Below are 18,112 nucleotides of genomic sequence, written 5' to 3'. Positions count from 1 at the left end.
TTTTGTAACGATGATAAATGATATTTTAGACGGGGTCTTTTCAATTTAATTGGTAAGCAATAATCTGTATCCAATTTGTCAACAATAATTCGTTTGTTTGTCAACAAAAACTCGTTTATTTACCAGCAAAAACTTATTCACTTGTCAACTACAAACTTGTTTACTTGTAAAAACTTGTAAACTATAAACTCGTTTACTAACTATAGTCCTCTTGCCTTATAGATTCTCTCTTTGGCATCATTAATCTCTTGGAACTTCTTCTCAGCTGCTTTTCTAATGTCATCTCCCAGTGAAGATACGCGGTCTGGATGATGTTTTAAAGCCATCTTGCGGTAAGCAGCCTTGACTTCATCGTCAGTTGCTGATGGAGATATGCCTAACACCTTATAAGCATCTTCAATGTTGCTACTTGCTTTTGCTCCACTTTCTAAGTTGAGCATAGACTCTACATCTTGCTCAGAAAGTCCAATATATTGGGCAATTTCTTTTAAGGCAATAACTTCTTCTGGGCTTACTGATCCATCAACTTTTGCTATTATTACAAGGTAATTAAGCAATTGTAGTCGTTGACTAACACTTGTGTGAAAGCGTATCTCAACGCAACTCTTACGGATTGTTTCTTTGAATTGGTAAGGTCCTTGTTGCTTTTGTAATTCAAATAACTTCAGTAGAATGGATTCGCCTTGTCTTACTGCCTGTTCACCGAAGTTCTGACGAAGAAACAGACGTACATACTCCATCTCGGAGTGCATTATCTTGCCATCTGCCTTTATGATGTAAGATGACAGAACAAGCATTGCAAACAAAAAGGAGTTGCGATCTTCTTCAAAAGCACGAGAACCCCCAAAGTGATTTTGTTCACCAAATTCATCTTGATTATCACCACCAAAAGTGTTGTTTTTATTTCCAGTGATTGCCTCGTCAAGCATTGATCCAACGCAAAAACCTGCCAAAGCCCCTAACATGTTTCCGCTAAGAATCCAACCTAATGCGCCACCTATCCATTTTGCAATTGCCATATCTTCTTCTGTTTATATGAAATAAATTCTCTTTATCGTTACACTTCTGACTTATAGACAAAGATAATGCCAAAGTGTCTTGTCTTACTGATTGTCAAGTTTAATTATGCTATCATTGGGGGTTAAATCATTAGTATTGTCAGATGTTTTGATAATCAGGAAGACTCTCAAGGAATGTGTATGATTGTTGTTCATAATCCATTTTGCAGATATACGACCCTAATCCATTCGATACAACGAGATAATCAACATGGAGTAGGAGGTTGTAAACAGATATCTGGTCAAACACTTTCTGTGTTAGGGGTATTGTTGGAGCTTTGTACTCTATAATCATCCTTGGTCGAAGCTGATTGTCGTATAGTACACTGTCTGCACGAACTTTCTTTTCACCCACCTGCAACGGAACCTCATTAGCGAGGAGGGAAGCAGGGTAATGCTTGTGTTCAATAAGGAAGTGTATAAAGTGTTGACGCACCCATTCCTCTGGAGTGAGTGCTATGTATTTCCTGCGAAGAATATCAAAAATCTGCTTCCGTCCGTTTACCTCTTTTATTCTTATTTGGTAAGGAGGAAGGTTAAGCTGTATCATAACTAAATATCATTATATATAAATGGTGTAAAGTGAAGGCGAAAGTCAAATGAAAATTTTGTTTTCTATCTCTTTTCTACTAACTTTGCATGACAGACCGAACAGCAAGATATTAGAAGACGTGTTCCTTTCAACAGATTAGTTGTTAAGATGGACATATAGTCTCGCTCTTCTTGTCTGTGTATATGGTTTATCTATAATGCAAAGTTAATAAAAAAGTAAATGCCAGCAAAGCAAGGATCAACATTTCAGAGTATAATGCAGGATCTGAAGAATAAGAAGTTTGCTCCCATCTATATGCTGATGGGTGAAGAATCTTATTATATAGACCAGATTTCTGATTATATAGCGGAACATGTTCTTTCTCCAGAAGAACGGGATTTTAATGAAACCATCTGCTTCGGATCAGACGTAACAGCTGTTCAAGTAGCTGATATGGCAAGACGCTATCCAATGATGGCTGAACATCAAGTGATAATCGTCAAAGAAGCACAGAATATACGCTCTTTAGAAGCATTGGATAAGTATCTCAAAAATCCCGTAAAATCAACCATCCTTGTATGGTGCCATAAAAATGGGAAAATTGATGCACGTAAGAAGACGCTTGGATTAGCACAATCTGTAGGTGTCGTTTTTGAAAGTAAGAAGTTGCGCGACTATCAGCTCCCTGATTTTATCCAAAGTTACTTAAAAGAAAGAAAAGTTAGTATCGACCCTAAATCGTGTCAGATTATAGCTGATCATATTGGGGCAGATCTCAGTCGTCTTACTTCAGAACTTGATAAGGTTCTTATTTCGCTCCCGGCAGACAATCTTATGGTAACACCAGAAGTCGTGGAAAAGGAGATTGGAGTAAGTAAAGATTTCAATGCGTTTGAACTTAGGAATGCAATTGTTCAGAAAGACTGTTTTAAGGCAAATCAGATTGTGAAATATTTTGACAATAATCCCAAAGCTGGTTCACTTTATTCTTTCCTTCCTTTGCTCTTTTCTTATTTTCAAAGTCTGATGATTGTTCATTACGCGCCTCAGAAAAACACAGAAAAAGATATAGCAGCAGCTTTAGATTTACGAAGCATATGGGGAGCAAAAGAGTTTGTGATTGGACAAAAGAACTATTCTGCACGCAAAACGATGGATATTATTTCTAAGATTCGAGATATCGATGGAAAGAGTAAAGGATTGGATAATCCTAATACTGGTGCAGGAGATTTGATGAAAGAGCTGATTTTCTTCATTCTTCATTAAAAAAATGATGGGTTTTTATGCTTTTTCAAGCAGAAAAATGACCCTTTTCAATCAAAAATAACGCTATTTTAAGCTAAAAGAAGCACTCTAAAAAGGGTGCTTTTTTCATGTTTTCTATTGAGTATTAGGGGAGTTAGCTCATTTTAGCTCCTTCATTTTTTGCGTATTTTTCGCCTTCTTTCCCCTTGTTCGTAAATACTTGAAGCATGCAAAAAATGGTTCTTTTCTTGGAGAAACGATTTATCTTTCACATATGTTATGGTTTTATATTGTAAATCTGATATTTAAAAATGTTGCTATCTTGATTTATGTTTGTTGATAAAAGGTGATTGTTTAATAATAAATAAATGCTCACACAAGTTCATATTTGTATTATTAAATGTGGTTTTATAGCTTTGCAAACATAAATGTATTTTTATACACATGATTAATTGTGTTGTTATATTACTGTAAATCAGATAGTTATTATAAATCAATGTTGTTTTAATAGCTTTGTTTACCTTTTAAAGCCTTATAAACCGTATATTTCCACTTTTTAGGTTTGTATATGCTCAATAATATGTATTATAGCCAGTGGTTTAGGTATTTTTGTTTATTTATTTATTTTATATCGTATAGGTACGTATATATTGATTTGTAAATGTATATTAGGAATGCACACTTTAATTACTTTATAATTGTAAAATGTAAATATAAAAAGTTAGATATACAAATGAAATCTTTTCGTCTCATAATTTTGATGTCTAAAATCTTTTGTTTACCTTTGTAAAAGAGTTATAGAAGTGGCAAATTGCCCTAAAAACACCTCTATTTGAAAACGAACGATAGAAATTTAATATGAAAGATCGAATCAGACAGCTTATGGAGAGTCAGCACATGACTCAACAAACCTTCTCAGATTTCATAGGAATCTCATCTGCATCGCTCAGTAGTATTTTTACGGGAAGAACAAAACCGACTCTAAATACTGTTGAGGCAATTCGTAGTAAGTTTACTAAGATTAATCTTGACTGGCTTATGTATGGACAAGGACCTATGTTTAAAGATCAGGGGGTTGAGTCTAATTCTTCTAATGCAGAAACCGACATGATGCGTCCTGGTAATTCTGAAGGCGCACTTGATTTCTCTTATTCTACCTCCCCATCGCAGGCTGAAGCCGAACAAGTAAGTTCACCTTATAATGATAATAGCTATAAAACGCCAGCTCGAACAGAGATAAAATATATTGACAAACCACAACGTCGTATCACCGAGATTCGTATCTTCTTTGATGACCAAACATGGGAGACTTTTGTACCAAAGAAGTAAGTCTTCGGAATGCGAAAATGATATTCAAAGAATAGCACTCGGAGTTTGTAAACGTATTCGTTAACTTCCGAGTGCAAAGTTACATTAGTTATCTCTTAAAACAATTTCTAAGTAGCGTACATTATTCTATAAGAATCTATGTAGTCTTTCTTACAAGCCTTTGTTTCAATTTTGATGTATTTGCTCTTACTATAAAGAAATAGGTGTTTATAGCATGCAAACGAACTTTAAGCCCACAAAGGTCTTTTCTCTTATTAATATTACTGGGTTCTTACTTTTTTATCATGTCTATCCAGAGTTTGGATGTGCTACGATAGACTTTAATTTAATCGTTTACCAAAAAAACTATTTTTGATTTAGTTTGCTGTCATTTTAACATTTAGCACAAATTCCTTATAAACTAATTAGTTATATTCTCTCTTTGGATGACAGTAGTGACAGGAAAGTGTAATTCTAGGGAATCGTATGTTGGAAGCGGACTATTTACTTAAACTTGATAAAGCAATTACATAGTATCTTATCGTCTCTTTTCTTACTCTTTTTAGTCATATATAGAGTATCTTGTTCAATTTCGTTTCATACTTATGCCTATCATGTTTTAAGTCTCTCTTGTTAGTTTACATATCTTAATGCTTTGGCAATGGCAGCATCAATGTCTATTTCTGCGTACTCGATATTTTTTATATTTTCATCATTTATATGGTTTAAATCTATTAGATGTAGAACTCCGTTATCCTCAGTATATCCTATTTGATATGTTCGTCCATTATATCGCAAATAATTATATGCTTGAATAGAATTTTCATCTAAAGCAAAACAGTCCAAGAAACTTATGATCATTGAGTTTAGTGGTATTTCTTTGATAACCTTTGGTATCTGCTGTTTATTTAGTCCCAATCTGCTTAATATTGCAATGAATCTAACAACTGGTGTGTCCGATAAAAATGGTACTTCTTTTTTTATCACTTCTTCTCTTCTATAGGAATCTGTAAAATCATCGAGTACTCTTACAATGTCTCTTACAGATAAGTCTAAATTGACTCTCACGTTTCTTAACGCATCAAATACAGTATTTGCACCTATTCCACATTCATGATAGAAATGTTCATTCAATCTTGTTTGTGCAGCTTTTGTTATCGAATATTCAAAAATACGTTTGGAGATAAATTTACTAATGTATCCCTTATAATTATAATTCCCATAGAACTTCTCGTAAATAGCCGCAGTTGCTTCTGCATCCATGATAAAAATGATTTTCTTAAACCCAAATTTATTCGGAAGTTGGTCTAAAGACTTCTCTTCGTCATCTTCTATTATGTTTTGGTCACTTAATAGATATTGTCTGTCTATGTGGGAAGAGAATATATTAAGTATTCTGAACAAGTGTGCAGGGTCAATACGGTCAAGATCCTCTATGATGAGGACGGGTGTTTTTCTTTTCTCAGCAGTAATGCTTTTAGCAATGAGCCAGCTGATAGGGTCTAATTCATAGATACTACCAGCCTCGTTATTGAAACGCCCAATATAGTTCACCCCTTCTTGAAAACTATTATTGTTGATTTCTTCTTTGAAATCCTTAAATTTCTGATATTGTTTGATGATTGTTTCTGCAAGTGCTGTTACGCCCTCTAATACCACTTGGTATTGCGCCATTGTGCCAATGAGTGATGGAGCAAATTTCATACAGTCTCGTATAATGTCAAACGTATTATTACAGAGGTACCATTGGAATGCGATAGGGTTAGGAATCTCTATACCTGGTTTGATTTTTTCGTTGAGAAGCAGTTGGAATAGCAGGTCTCTTTTTATGTACTCCATTATTTGTTCGTTTGGAGCAATCTGATAGTTGACAGGGTACAGAGTATAGAAGTCGTATTTATCTTGGTATTTTTCCTTGAATTGTTTTAGGAACTCTGTTTTGCCATCACCGAATTTTGCTGAAAAGATGGTTCTGTCTATAGTAGCTTCGTTTAAATGATGGTAGAAATCTTCTAACTCGTAGGTTATATCTATTTTTTTCATAAATTTATGTTTTACCAGGCGTAGTCCTTGATTTTGTAATGTTCTGATTTAAGTATTAATACAAGTACTTGAGTAACAAAATGTTGCCTAAGTGTCAGTCGTGCTGCAGAATTCACTTGACTTATTGTTGGAAATAAAAGTGTTAACTATGCAACCAACATGGCAAAAGTACAAAGAAAATCCGATAATCTTACCTTCTTTTGGAAGAATATTTACAGTAATAGAGTTGTTTGATAGCTGATAAGTCTAATTGTCAATCGGACATTCAGATAAGTAATTTATCATCAATCTATTGCAATGGTTATATATATTGTACCCTTATAGACAGTCTGCTTTTGTGGAGGCGAGTTTTGATAAGACTTGTTTTTAGTTATACAACCCTATTTATGACAATAAATAGCTTGCCTTTTAGGGTTATATTCTGAGATATTTATCCCTTAGCACGAATAGTGCTAATCATAAACACCACGTGTGTTAGGAACTAACACATTATGTGCTGGGTTATAACACATAGACTGAAAAGCGTAAGATAGTCTCTTTCTGATTATATATAAAGGTGTTAATTGTATTATTAATGCGATAGATGTTTATGGGCATTACTCGTTTTGAAAGGATTTCTCTCTGTTTTTTTCTTCAATCAGTTTATAATCGGGATATTTTATCTATATTTGCATAGTTTTAAAAAGCAAAGCAAAGATGAAGAAGTATGTCCTCGACTTGAAGGTATCTTCCGTAGAGCGTGTCAATGTAAGGAATGTCCTTATTAAGCTGACAGATGAGAAACCGCTTCCAGAGATGCTGCCCGGTCAGTTTGTAGAGGTGAGAGTGGACGGCTCGCCTTCTACCTTTCTTCGCCGTCCTATTTCTATTAATTTTGTTGATAAAGAGTGTAATGAGTTGTGGCTGCTTGTTGCACCTGTAGGAGAAGGTACGCGTACGCTTGCACGTCTACGTGAAGGCGATAGGTTAAACTGTGTTCTTCCTTTGGGTAATACGTTTGCCCCTTTGGCAAGTCCGTCAGAACGTGTATTGCTTGTAGGCGGTGGTGTAGGCGTTGCTCCGTTGCTTTATTTCGGTAAGCAGATAAAGGAGGCTGGTGGTTCGCCTGTCTTTTTGTTGGGCGCTCGTACAGCAGCCGACTTAGCAGAGGTATCGCTTTTCGAGAAGTATGGAAAGGTATGTATCACTACAGAGGATGGTTCTGCAGGTGAGAAAGGGTTTGTCACAAATCACTCTATCCTGTCCACAGAGCGTTTTGATCGTATTTCAACCTGTGGTCCTAAGCCAATGATGATGGCTGTGGCACGTTATGCTCACCGAGCATCTATTCCTTGTGAGGCATCGTTAGAGAATATGATGGCTTGCGGTGTCGGTGCTTGTCTGTGTTGTGTAGAGAAAACAACAGAGGGAAATCTCTGCGTATGTACAGAAGGTCCTGTCTTCGATACACGTAGGTTGATGTGGGGAGAATAAATCAGAAAGAAGTGGTAGGGACTTAGTCTCCTTATAGAAGACGGAATAGATGCGTAATTCTAATAGGTGAAAGAAGCTAATACCACATAATTTTGTAAAAATAGATGATTATAATATGGCTGATTTAAGTGTAAAGATAAATGACTTACATCTCAAGAATCCAGTGATGACTGCCAGCGGTACCTTTGGTTATGGTTTAGAGTTTGCCGACTTTGTACCATTGGAAGAAATTGGAGGTATCATCGTTAAGGGAACAACATTGGAACCACGTGAGGGAAATGACTATCCTCGTATGGTAGAAACACCTCAGGGTATGCTTAATTGCGTAGGCTTACAGAATAAGGGTGTAGATTATTTTATCGAGCATATCTATCCTCAGATAAAGGATATCGATACCAATATGATAGTCAATGTGAGCGGAAATTCGCCTGAATCTTATGCAGAGACTGCTGAGAAACTCGATGCATTGGAGAGTATTCCTGCGATTGAAGTGAATATCTCTTGCCCAAACGTGAAGGAAGGCGGTATGTCGTTCGGTGTCACCTGTTCTGGTGCTGCTTCTATCGTGAAGGCTGTGCGCCAGCATTATCACAAGACGATGATTGTGAAGCTTTCACCTAATGTCACAGACGTTGCCAGCATTGCACGTGCCTGCGAAGATGAAGGTGCTGACTCGGTATCACTGATTAACACGTTGATGGGAATGGCGATTGATATTGAGCATCGTCGTCCGAAGTTGAGTATTCGTACGGGAGGATTGAGTGGACCAGCTGTAAAGCCTGTAGCTGTCCGAATGGTTAATGATGTTGCAAAGGCTGTTAAGATACCTATTATCGGTTTGGGTGGTATTTCTACTGCTGAAGATGCTATTGAATTCCTCATGGCAGGAGCAACAGCAATTCAGATAGGAACAGCGAATTTCATTGACCCACAGGTTACGATAAAGGTGCGTGATGGTATTAATGACTGGCTTGACCGTCATGGCTGTAAGTCGGTTACGGAAATCATCAACTGTCTTGTATAGACTTTTAAAGCAAGAATGGGTAAGAGAAAGTTTTATTTTTTCGACTTGGTTTACTTTGTTGGAGAGCGGTTACATCAGCTTTTCCCAGGGCGTCGTAGTATTGATGGAGTGTTACTAATACCTTTAGGGATTATGTTCCTTTTGGGGTATTGCTTAAATTTGCTGAATATCACACTGCTTCATTTTACTGGATGGAAAGAAAAAACTGTAATCAGTGTACCTATACTTTTATCGTATATCATTGTATATTATATATATCAGGTGCGAGGACATCATAGTCGTGTAATGACTCATTATCGGGGATCTATTTATGATAGTCCGCCTACGCTTTGGTTTGTTTTCTTTGCTTGGATGATTATTCCTAATATATTGTTATTGCTGCTCATTAACTTTGTAGAATAATCAAGATTTTATGAATTCAGTATTTTGATTAATAGGGAAGTGCCGACATCGTTTTCCTCTTTTAAGAGAGTGATGTCGGCACTTCTTTTTTGTTTCCTGTTTGGAAAAATATTTACATCTTTAAGGCTTCTTATCCTTCAATAAAGGCATATAAATAGTTATTTTTAGGATGCTTGTAACTGTTATTATATCAGTTAGTTATAAATCTGTGCAAGAAAAGGTGCTTAGTAAGCGTTCAAAAGGGCGTTAGTAAGATCTCAAAAGAGCATCTTTTGCAAGCTAATTAGGCATCTTTTCGAAGCAAATTAAGCATCAAATAAGAAGTAGTCTGTGAAAAAACATTACAAAGTTTTGTCTTAATTCGCCGTCGATTGATGGGCGGGTAAATAGTGTAACATCATTCATTCGGTTTTAGGATAACTTAGATGCTAACTTTAAGTGAAAAATTTAAGTGCTAAATTTCAACCTAATAATCTAAGAGTTTCTGATGCGTTTTGTTTTTACATTTCCTTGTGATAATGGAAAAGTAGGGGTTGAGGCTGTTTTATTTTACATTTTTTTGCACAAACTATATTTACTTGCGCATTATTATAAGGTTTGTGTTTTAAAATACATTAAAATAAAGGTCGTTCGCTTGCTGTATTATTTTCCTTTTTATTATCTTTGTAAGATAGAAATAAGAATATATAAGTTTACTTTTAAAAGCAATGTTTGAAAATTTAAGTGATCGTCTTGAACGCTCCTTTAAGATTCTCAAGGGAGAGGGAAAGATTACAGAGATAAATGTAGCAGAAACCCTGAAGGACGTGCGTAGAGCGCTTCTTGATGCCGATGTTAACTATAAAGTTGCAAAAACCTTTACTGATACTGTAAAGCAGAAAGCATTAGGTATGAACGTACTCACAGCCGTTAAGCCCGGACAACTCATGGTTAAGATAGTACATGATGAGTTGGCAGAGTTGATGGGTGGTGAGGCTGTCGGTTTGAACTTGTCAGGTCGTCCATCAATCATTTTGATGAGTGGTTTGCAAGGTTCTGGTAAGACTACATTCTCCGGTAAACTGGCAAACATGCTTAAGACAAAGGAACATAAGAATCCTTTGTTGGTTGCTTGTGACGTTTATCGTCCTGCAGCTATCGACCAGTTGAAGGTTGTTGGTGAGCAGGTAGGTGTAGCTGTTTATAGCGAGCCTGAGAACAAGAATGTGAACGAGATTGCAGACCACGCACTTGCTGAGGCAAAGGCAAAGGGTCACGATGTTGTCATCATCGATACCGCTGGTCGTCTGGCTGTTGACGAAGAGATGATGAACGAGATTGAAAGTCTCAAGAATCATGTTCATCCTGATGAGACACTGTTTGTTGTTGACTCAATGACTGGTCAGGACGCAGTGAATACAGCTAAGGAGTTCAATGATCGTTTGGATTTCAATGGTGTTGTTCTCACAAAACTTGACGGTGATACACGTGGTGGTGCGGCATTGTCAATCCGTACAGTCGTTACAAAGCCTATTAAGTTCATTGGTACGGGTGAGAAGATGGAGGCTGTCGACGTGTTCCATCCGGGTCGTATGGCTGACCGTATTTTGGGTATGGGTGACGTTGTTTCACTTGTTGAGCGTGCACAAGAGCAGTTCGACGAGGAAGAAGCAAAGCGTCTGCAGAAGAAGATTCAGAAGAACCAGTTTGATTTCAACGATTTCTATAATCAGATACAGCAAATCAAGAAGATGGGTAACTTAAAGGACCTCGCTTCTATGATTCCTGGAGTAGGCAAGGCTATCCGTGATGTCGATATTGACGATAATGCTTTCAAGGGTATTGAGGCAATTATCCAGAGTATGACACCGAAGGAACGCACGAATCCAGAACTGCTCAATAACTCTCGTCGTCAGCGTATTTCTAAGGGCTCTGGTACCAATATACAAGAGGTGAACCGACTCATTAAGCAATTCGATCAGACTCGTAAGATGATGAAGATGGTTACGGGTTCGAAGATGGCAGGTATGATGAGCAAGATGAAGGGCATGCCGGGTATGCCAAAGATGCCAAAGATGTAAAAGACACATATTCATCAAATAATATATTACTATGGAATATCAGTTAATAGACGGAAAGGCAACTGCAACTGCTATAAAGCAGGAGATTGCCGAAGAAGTGAAGGCTATCGTTGTCGCAGGTGGAAAACAACCTCATTTAGCTGCCGTTTTGGTGGGGCATGATGGAGGAAGTGAAACCTATGTTAAGAATAAGGTAATTGCCTGCGAACAGTGTGGGTTCAAGTCTACGCTCATTCGTTTTGAGGCTGATGTGACAGAAGAAGAGCTTTTGGCTTGTGTGGATAAGCTGAACAAGGATGAGGACGTTGATGGCTTCATCGTTCAGCTCCCTTTGCCAAAGCATATCGATGAGCAGAAGATTATCATGGCTGTAGACTATCGCAAGGATGTGGACGGCTTCCATCCTATCAATGTGGGTCGTATGGCTATTGGTCTTCCGTGCTTTATCTCGGCTACGCCATTGGGTATTCTTACCTTATTGCAGCATTATCATATTGAAACTTCTGGTAAGAAGTGTGTTATCTTAGGTCGCAGCAATATTGTTGGTAAGCCTATGGCACAGCTGATGATGCAAAAGCAATATGGTGATTCAACAGTAACAGTATGTCACTCTCGTTCAAGAGATTTGAAGAAAGAGTGTCAAGAGGCAGATATCATCATCGCAGCTATTGGTAGACCTGAATTTGTAACAGCTGATATGGTGAAGCCTGGTGCAGTGGTTATTGACGTCGGTACAACACGTGTTGAAGACAAGGCACGTAAGAGTGGCTTCAGGCTCTGTGGTGACGTGAAATTTGATGAGGTTGCTCCTCTTTGCTCTTTCATTACACCTGTGCCTGGTGGTGTTGGTCCTATGACTATCTGCTCACTGATGAAGAATACACTTGCAGCAGGCAAGAAAGAATATTATAAATAGATGACAGCAGAAGAATATTTCCAACGAGGTAATGAATGCCGACAAAGAGGCGACTGGCAAGAGGCCTTAGCTAATTATATGGAGGCAATCGAGTTGGACCCTAATTCTCCAGCAGTAGTAGCAAAAGAAATGCTGGAGAATATTCTCAACTTCTATAACAAGGATGCGTATAATCCTTAAAATACAAAAACTATGAGCAAGATGAAAGGTGCCATTGTAGTAAACACAGATCGATGCAAAGGATGCCAGTTGTGTATCGTTGCATGTCCGAAAGATGTTATTGCATTGGCTCAAAAGAAGGTAAATATCCACGGATATCCGTATATAGAGTCTGCACGACCTGATGATTGTATTGGTTGTGCTGCTTGTGCAACGGTTTGTCCTGATGGCTGTATTACAGTCTATCGTAAAAAGGTGGAGGTATGATTATGGCAGAACAAGATGTAAAACTAATGAAGGGTAACGAGGCTATTGCCCATGCAGCTATCCGCTGCGGTACTGATGGCTATTTCGGTTACCCTATTACTCCTCAGAGTGAGATAATTGAGACACTTGCTGCATTGAAGCCTTGGGAAACAACGGGTATGGTTGTTCTTCAGGCTGAGAGCGAGGTGGCTTCAATCAATATGATTTATGGTGGTGCTGGTGCAGGTAAGCGTGTGCTGACAAGCTCCTCATCGCCTGGTGTAGCATTGATGCAGGAGGGTATCAGTTATTTGGCTGGTGCGGAACTTCCTGGTGTCTTTGTTAATGTCCAGCGGGGTGGTCCAGGTCTTGGAACTATCCAACCGAGTCAGAGTGACTATTTCCAGGCAACGCGTGGAGGTGGTAATGGTGATTACAATGTGATTGTATTGGCACCAAACTCGGTACAGGAGATGGCTGATTTTGTTGACTTAGCCTTCGAGTTAGCATTTAAGTATCGTAACCCCGCAATGATTCTTTCTGATGGTGTGATTGGTCAGATGATGGAGAAAGTAATTCTGCCTCTACAAAAGCCACGTCGTACAGAGGAAGAAATCCGCAAGGAGTGTCCTTGGGCGGCGATAGGTCGTACGCCTGATCGCAAACCTAATATCATTACTTCTTTGGAATTGAAACCAGAGGTGATGGAAGAGAGAAACCTCCACTTACAAGAGAAGTATCGTCAGATTCGTGAGAATGAGGTACGCTTTGAGACCCAACAGTGTGAGGATGCTGACTATGTTATCGTCAGCTTCGGTAGTGCCGCACGTATCGGCGAGAAGGCTGTTGAGTTGGCTCGTGAGGCAGGATTGAAGGTCGGTTTGTTCCGTCCTATTACACTGTGGCCTTTCCCAAGCAAGCAACTTGCAGAGCTTTGCAAGGACAAGAAGGGTGTGTTGGTAAGCGAAATCAATGCTGGTCAGATGGTGCAAGATGTTCGTTTGGCTATCAATGGCGCTTTACCAGTAGAGCACTTCGGTCGCTTAGGTGGTATCGTTCCTGACCCTGAAGAGATTGTCAAGGCACTCAAGGAAACGTTAGTAAAGTAAGAAGGGAGGACGTTTATTATGGCAAATGATATAATTTCACCTGAGAATCTGGTGTATAAGAAGCCAACTTTGATGAACGATACGACAATGCATTATTGTCCGGGTTGTTCACATGGTGTGGTTCATAAGTTAGTTGCAGAGGTAATTGAAGAAATGGGAATGAGTGATAAGGCGATTGGTGTATGCCCTGTAGGATGTGCTGTCTTTGCTTATCGCTACCTCGATATTGACTGGCAGGAAGCTCCTCATGGTCGTGCCCCAGCTGTTGCAACAGGTATTAAGCGTCTTTGGGAAGACCGCTTGGTGTTTACGTATCAAGGTGATGGTGACCTTGCTTGTATTGGTACAGCAGAAACAATCCATGCCTTGAATCGTGGCGAGAACTTTGCAATTATCTTTATTAATAATGCAATCTATGGTATGACTGGTGGACAGATGGCACCTACTACGCTTATTGGTCAGAAGACAGCAACTTGTCCATATGGTCGTGATCCAGAACTGCATGGTTATAATCTGAACATTACGGAGTTGGCAAGTCATCTGAAAGGAACCTGCTATGTTACTCGTCAGAGTGTTGACACCGTAGCTTCAATCAATAAAGCAAAGCGTGCAATTCGCAAAGCTTTTGAGGCAAGTATGCAAGGAAAGGGAAGCTCGTTGGTAGAGATTGTGGCAACCTGTAACAGCGGTTGGAAACTTACTCCAGTGAAAGCTAACGAGTGGATGCGTGAGAATATGTTCCCTGAATATGAAAAGGGAGATTTGAAAGATACAACAGGTCTTTAAAAGCCTTCTCCCATATAAATAAGGTATAATATGAAGAAAGAGATAATAATTAGTGGCTTCGGTGGTCAGGGTGTACTCTCTATGGGCAAGATTCTGGCTTATTCGGGACTAATGGAAGATAAGGAGATAACATGGATGCCTGCTTATGGCCCAGAGCAGCGTGGTGGTACAGCTAACGTTACTGTTATTGTAAGCGATGAGCGTATCTCTTCTCCTATTCTCAGCAAGTATGATGTTGCGATTGTTTTGAACCAGCCTTCGTTGGATAAGTTTGAGCCAAAGGTTAAGTCAGGTGGTTTGCTTATCTATGATGGATATGGTGTCATCAATCCCCCAACTCGTAAGGATATAGCAGTCTATCGCATAAACGCTATGGACAAGGCTGCTGAGATGAAGAATGCAAAGGTGTTTAATATGATAGTCTTGGGTGGTCTGCTTAAGGTTTGCCCTGTTGTCAGCACCGATGGACTCAAAAAGGCACTCTTCAAGAGTTTGCCAGAACGCCATCATAAACTCATTCCACTGAATATGGAAGCAGTGGAAGAGGGAATGAAGATTATTGCTCAACAGTAATTATGAGTGATATTACTGTAGAGGTATCTGCAGTAATTGATGAAAGTAAACCTGATTTTTTTTATAACTCTCTAATTTGTTAAAGGGATCTAAGCAGTGATGCTATGGGTCCCTTTTTTCTTGACAAGAGGTAACTTGTCGTCCTATCTGTTGAAACAGTCCTATAATGTTATTTTGATTTTAGAATACAGCACACTTATCTGGAAACTTTGTTAGGGACAACAGAACTCTTTTTAGTCTGTTATCAGGCTCTATCTCTATGTTCTTTTATATGGTGCGCAGCCTCCGCACACATGGTGTTTACCATCAGCGCCACATGTGTTGAGCATAAACACATTGGTTGAAGATGGTAAAAGAGTTTCTTAGCATTATTAAAATGTGTTGTAAGAAACAACTGACTAAGCTATATGGAAAGTCTTGCAGTGCGCCAATACTCCCCTATTAATAAATATTTATATTTTATATGATGACTATCCTCCTACAATGTGCGGTTTAGCACACTTTTCTTATTTATTTGTGTATTATAAAGTGGAAAAATATATAAGACTTTGTTCTTTATTTCCTCCTTTGTGTTTTTTTGCTCATTATATATAGTCTTGTGCATATTTTCTCTAAAAAAAATTTGGTTGTTTCATTATTTTTTTATTACTTTGCACCGTGATTAAGACATTGACATTATATATTTTACAAATATTAATTTATTCAGAGAAACAATGAAAAAGTTAGTTTTAATGTTGGCTGCAGCTTCAATGGCTGCATCTGTTTCTGCTCAAACTGTGGCAGAAAGCAAGACATTTGATAACATCTACGTTGGTATTAACGGTGGTGTTGCTACAAAGACAACTGGTCACAAGTGGTTGAGCGACCTCGATCCAAACGCTGGTATCCGTGTTGGTCGTTACTTCACTCCAGTATTCGGTCTTGCTGTAGAGGGTAACGCATACTTCTCAAACAAGCCTTGGGGTTCTACAGGTACAGTAGTTCGCGCTACTAACGCAAGCTTGCTCGGTACTGTAAACCTTAGCAATTGGTTCGGTGGTTACAAGGGTGAGCCACGTACATTCGAGGTTAGCGCACTCTATGGTCTTGGTTGGATGCACGTATTTACAAACGACAAGGCTGTTAAGGCTGCTACTGAGAATCAGCGTAATCGTATGACTTCTAAGGCTGCTCTTGACTTCGCTTTCAACTTTGGTTCAGCAAAGCAGTTCCAGTTCTATGTAGAGCCTTCTATTAATTTCGCTTTCTTGGGTCAGTCAAAGAGCAAGGAATTAGTTGCAACTGGTAATCCTTTAGCTCCAGTAGCTGTAGCTGATCATCAGGAGTATGGTTACAAGGCTGCTTCACAGGCAGGTCAGCCAGCTTACAACATCAACAACTCATTCGTTCAGTTGAATGCTGGTTTCATCTACAAGTTCAAGAACTCTAACGGTACACACAACTTCACAATCGTTACTCCACGTGACCAGGCTGAGATCGATGCTTTGAACGCTCAGATCAATGAGCTTCGCAACCGCAAGCCACAGGTTATCACTAAGGAGGTTGTTAAGGAGGTTCCTTCTGTACAGGTTAAGGAGTTGTCAGTTTCTGACCTCGTATTCGTAACCTTCGCACAGGGTAAGTCAATCCTTACAAACGATGCTAAGAAGGCTCTTAACAATGTTAAGGAGGGTGTTCACGTTCAGATTGTAGGTACAGCTTCTCCAGAGGGTTCTAAGGAACTTAACGATCGTCTCTCACAGGCTCGTGCTGATGTAGTTGCTAACTACCTCAAGGGTCGTGGTGTTATCGTTGACGAGGCTACTGGTAAGGGCGTACAGGGTACAACTTCTAACCGTCTCGCTGTTGTTTACGTAAAGTAATCTAACTGGATTGGTAAAGAAGGTTTATCCTTCAAACGATAGATATTAGGGGATGCATCTTTAAGGTGCATCCCTTTTTCGATTAAGGTGGATTATATTTTTCTGTCACTCCTGTCAGTTGTAGTAGGTTCTTAATTTGTTGTATTACAGTAAGATATATGAAATGTTAAAAGTGACAGCAAACTGAAATAAAACTTCTGTAATAGTATCTTTCTTATTTGGGAATATTTATTATTCCAAAGTTTGGAAGGATTTTTATAGTTTGCGTTCTGTGTACCTATATCCTTACTGATCCGTAAACTCTGATAATTTAGTTTTCTTGCTAATGATAGAATAAACTTAGTATTTCTCCGTTTATATAATATATTTGGTGTATGATTACTTGAAATAACTGGATAGTGTAAGAAAGGGTAATATGATAAAGTTATCAAAGATAGGAAGATATGAGTTTTTGGCAGAGCCGTTTCATTGCGACTTTTCCAACCACTTGTTTATGGGACATTTAGGGAATCACTTGCTCAATGCTGCCGACTTCCATAGTAATGATCGTGGTTATGGAATGAATTATCTCAATACAGTCAATAAGACTTGGGTGTTGAGCCGTTTGGCTATTGAGATGGAGGAAATGCCAAGGGCGTATGATAAGTTCTTTGTAGAAACGTGGGTTGATAGTGCATTGAGATTCTTTACAAGCCGTAACTTTAAGGTTGTTGGAGAAACGGGTCATGTATATGGATATGGAAAGAGTGTGTGGGCAATGATTGACCTCAATACACGTCTGCCTGTAGATATTCTTTCAGTGCGTGATGGTTTGATAAACGAGTATATCGAAACCGACTATCCTTGTCCAATAGAGAAGTCTTCACGTGTAAAGATGTCAGCTGCTACCGCTCCTATCCGTTCAATAGAAACCTATTATAATGATGTAGATGTTAATGGTCATATCAACTCTGTCAAGTATATTGAGCACGTGTTAGACTTGTGGGACTTGTCTTGGTATAAAGAACATTGTATTAAACGGTTTGAGATTGCATATGTGGCAGAATCTCATCAAGGTGATCAACTTCATTTTTATCGTGAGCAAAGGGATACAGATACCGACTTTAATGTCAGAATCACCAAGAGTAATAGTGATGGAGAAGAAACTGAAGTCTGTCGTTGTAGAATGCTGTTTATTTAAGGATAAGACAATAGTTTTAGTGGTAGATTGTATCTCAAAACTTATGAAATTACGGGGCGTACGTTATGTACGCTTTTTTGCATAATATTTTACGAGTTGAATTCCCATTGCGATGAATTTTACTGTTAAATATTTC

At 38.6% G+C, this 18,112-nt stretch carries 17 protein-coding genes; 14 read left to right on the top strand and 3 right to left on the bottom strand.

The window, feature by feature from the left end; genetic code table 11:
• Positions 1-200: 200 nt before the first annotated feature.
• Positions 201-1,019, bottom strand: coding sequence for a DnaJ domain-containing protein (locus J5A56_RS11660; RefSeq protein ID WP_021671032.1), 819 nt, complete (start codon positions 1,017-1,019; stop codon positions 201-203).
• A gap of 139 nt (positions 1,020-1,158) precedes the next feature.
• Entirely contained in the window at positions 1,159-1,608 is a 450-nt protein-coding gene (locus J5A56_RS11655) for a type I restriction enzyme HsdR N-terminal domain-containing protein (protein WP_021671031.1), read from the bottom strand.
• Between the two features lie 222 nt (positions 1,609-1,830).
• Here J5A56_RS11655 and holA point away from each other — a divergent pair, with 222 nt between their 5' ends.
• Positions 1,831-2,856 carry a DNA polymerase III subunit delta gene (gene holA, locus J5A56_RS11650; RefSeq protein WP_021671030.1) on the top strand — a complete coding sequence of 342 codons (1,026 nt, stop codon included), beginning with the start codon at positions 1,831-1,833 and terminating at the stop codon, positions 2,854-2,856.
• Positions 2,857-3,693: 837 nt separating this feature from the next.
• Positions 3,694-4,164, top strand: a complete 471-nt coding sequence (locus tag J5A56_RS11645) for a helix-turn-helix domain-containing protein (protein ID WP_021671029.1) — start codon at positions 3,694-3,696, stop codon at positions 4,162-4,164.
• A gap of 612 nt (positions 4,165-4,776) precedes the next feature.
• Here J5A56_RS11645 and J5A56_RS11640 read toward each other — a convergent pair.
• Positions 4,777-6,186, bottom strand: coding sequence for a hypothetical protein (locus J5A56_RS11640; RefSeq protein ID WP_021671028.1), 1,410 nt, complete (start codon positions 6,184-6,186; stop codon positions 4,777-4,779).
• A 696-nt stretch (positions 6,187-6,882) separates the two neighbouring features.
• Here J5A56_RS11640 and J5A56_RS11635 point away from each other — a divergent pair.
• The 12 genes from J5A56_RS11635 (at position 6,883) to J5A56_RS11580 (ending at position 17,976) form a co-directional block, all read left to right on the top strand.
• Complete coding sequence (locus tag J5A56_RS11635) at positions 6,883-7,659, top strand: dihydroorotate dehydrogenase electron transfer subunit (protein WP_021671027.1); 777 nt, start codon at positions 6,883-6,885, stop codon at positions 7,657-7,659.
• Positions 7,660-7,774: 115 nt separating this feature from the next.
• A complete protein-coding gene (locus J5A56_RS11630) occupies positions 7,775-8,683 on the top strand; it encodes a dihydroorotate dehydrogenase (RefSeq protein WP_021671026.1) in 909 nt (302 codons plus the stop codon).
• A gap of 15 nt (positions 8,684-8,698) precedes the next feature.
• Positions 8,699-9,085: a hypothetical protein gene (locus J5A56_RS11625; protein WP_021671025.1), complete on the top strand. Its 387-nt coding sequence runs from the start codon at positions 8,699-8,701 to the stop codon at positions 9,083-9,085.
• Between the two features lie 707 nt (positions 9,086-9,792).
• Positions 9,793-11,145, top strand: coding sequence for a signal recognition particle protein (ffh, locus tag J5A56_RS11620; RefSeq protein ID WP_021671023.1), 1,353 nt, complete (start codon positions 9,793-9,795; stop codon positions 11,143-11,145).
• A gap of 31 nt (positions 11,146-11,176) precedes the next feature.
• Positions 11,177-12,061: a bifunctional methylenetetrahydrofolate dehydrogenase/methenyltetrahydrofolate cyclohydrolase FolD gene (gene folD / locus J5A56_RS11615; RefSeq protein WP_021671022.1), complete on the top strand. Its 885-nt coding sequence runs from the start codon at positions 11,177-11,179 to the stop codon at positions 12,059-12,061.
• A complete protein-coding gene (locus tag J5A56_RS11610) occupies positions 12,062-12,241 on the top strand; it encodes a tetratricopeptide repeat protein (protein ID WP_021671021.1) in 180 nt (59 codons plus the stop codon).
• A 12-nt stretch (positions 12,242-12,253) separates the two neighbouring features.
• On the top strand, positions 12,254-12,487 hold the full coding sequence (locus J5A56_RS11605) for a 4Fe-4S dicluster domain-containing protein (RefSeq protein WP_021671020.1): 234 nt from the start codon (positions 12,254-12,256) through the stop codon (positions 12,485-12,487).
• Between the two features lie 2 nt (positions 12,488-12,489).
• Positions 12,490-13,575, top strand: a complete 1,086-nt coding sequence (locus J5A56_RS11600) for a 3-methyl-2-oxobutanoate dehydrogenase subunit VorB (protein ID WP_036918951.1) — start codon at positions 12,490-12,492, stop codon at positions 13,573-13,575.
• Positions 13,576-13,593: 18 nt separating this feature from the next.
• Positions 13,594-14,361, top strand: coding sequence for a thiamine pyrophosphate-dependent enzyme (locus J5A56_RS11595; RefSeq protein ID WP_021671018.1), 768 nt, complete (start codon positions 13,594-13,596; stop codon positions 14,359-14,361).
• A gap of 30 nt (positions 14,362-14,391) precedes the next feature.
• A complete protein-coding gene (locus J5A56_RS11590; RefSeq protein WP_021671017.1) occupies positions 14,392-14,934 on the top strand; it encodes a 2-oxoacid:acceptor oxidoreductase family protein in 543 nt (180 codons plus the stop codon).
• A gap of 713 nt (positions 14,935-15,647) precedes the next feature.
• On the top strand, positions 15,648-16,796 hold the full coding sequence (locus J5A56_RS11585) for an OmpA family protein (protein WP_021671015.1): 1,149 nt from the start codon (positions 15,648-15,650) through the stop codon (positions 16,794-16,796).
• A gap of 415 nt (positions 16,797-17,211) precedes the next feature.
• Entirely contained in the window at positions 17,212-17,976 is a 765-nt protein-coding gene (locus tag J5A56_RS11580) for an acyl-[acyl-carrier-protein] thioesterase (protein WP_021671014.1), read from the top strand.
• Positions 17,977-18,112: the final 136 nt, after the last annotated feature.

This window comes from Prevotella melaninogenica, assembly GCF_018128065.1.
Taxonomy (GTDB): Bacteria; Bacteroidota; Bacteroidia; order Bacteroidales; family Bacteroidaceae; genus Prevotella.
Note: the sequence above shows the minus strand (reverse complement) of the source record. Positions and strands in the feature narration are given on the sequence as shown.

Coding starts and splice junctions, on each gene's coding strand:
- J5A56_RS11660 (WP_021671032.1), bottom strand. CDS start 1,019: ATGGCAATTGCAAAATGGATAGGTGGCGCATTAGGTTGGATTCTTAGC.
- J5A56_RS11655 (WP_021671031.1), bottom strand. CDS start 1,608: ATGATACAGCTTAACCTTCCTCCTTACCAAATAAGAATAAAAGAGGTA.
- holA (WP_021671030.1), top strand. CDS start 1,831: ATGCCAGCAAAGCAAGGATCAACATTTCAGAGTATAATGCAGGATCTG.
- J5A56_RS11645 (WP_021671029.1), top strand. CDS start 3,694: ATGAAAGATCGAATCAGACAGCTTATGGAGAGTCAGCACATGACTCAA.
- J5A56_RS11640 (WP_021671028.1), bottom strand. CDS start 6,186: ATGAAAAAAATAGATATAACCTACGAGTTAGAAGATTTCTACCATCAT.
- J5A56_RS11635 (WP_021671027.1), top strand. CDS start 6,883: ATGAAGAAGTATGTCCTCGACTTGAAGGTATCTTCCGTAGAGCGTGTC.
- J5A56_RS11630 (WP_021671026.1), top strand. CDS start 7,775: ATGGCTGATTTAAGTGTAAAGATAAATGACTTACATCTCAAGAATCCA.
- J5A56_RS11625 (WP_021671025.1), top strand. CDS start 8,699: ATGGGTAAGAGAAAGTTTTATTTTTTCGACTTGGTTTACTTTGTTGGA.
- ffh (WP_021671023.1), top strand. CDS start 9,793: ATGTTTGAAAATTTAAGTGATCGTCTTGAACGCTCCTTTAAGATTCTC.
- folD (WP_021671022.1), top strand. CDS start 11,177: ATGGAATATCAGTTAATAGACGGAAAGGCAACTGCAACTGCTATAAAG.
- J5A56_RS11610 (WP_021671021.1), top strand. CDS start 12,062: ATGACAGCAGAAGAATATTTCCAACGAGGTAATGAATGCCGACAAAGA.
- J5A56_RS11605 (WP_021671020.1), top strand. CDS start 12,254: ATGAGCAAGATGAAAGGTGCCATTGTAGTAAACACAGATCGATGCAAA.
- J5A56_RS11600 (WP_036918951.1), top strand. CDS start 12,490: ATGGCAGAACAAGATGTAAAACTAATGAAGGGTAACGAGGCTATTGCC.
- J5A56_RS11595 (WP_021671018.1), top strand. CDS start 13,594: ATGGCAAATGATATAATTTCACCTGAGAATCTGGTGTATAAGAAGCCA.
- J5A56_RS11590 (WP_021671017.1), top strand. CDS start 14,392: ATGAAGAAAGAGATAATAATTAGTGGCTTCGGTGGTCAGGGTGTACTC.
- J5A56_RS11585 (WP_021671015.1), top strand. CDS start 15,648: ATGAAAAAGTTAGTTTTAATGTTGGCTGCAGCTTCAATGGCTGCATCT.
- J5A56_RS11580 (WP_021671014.1), top strand. CDS start 17,212: ATGATAAAGTTATCAAAGATAGGAAGATATGAGTTTTTGGCAGAGCCG.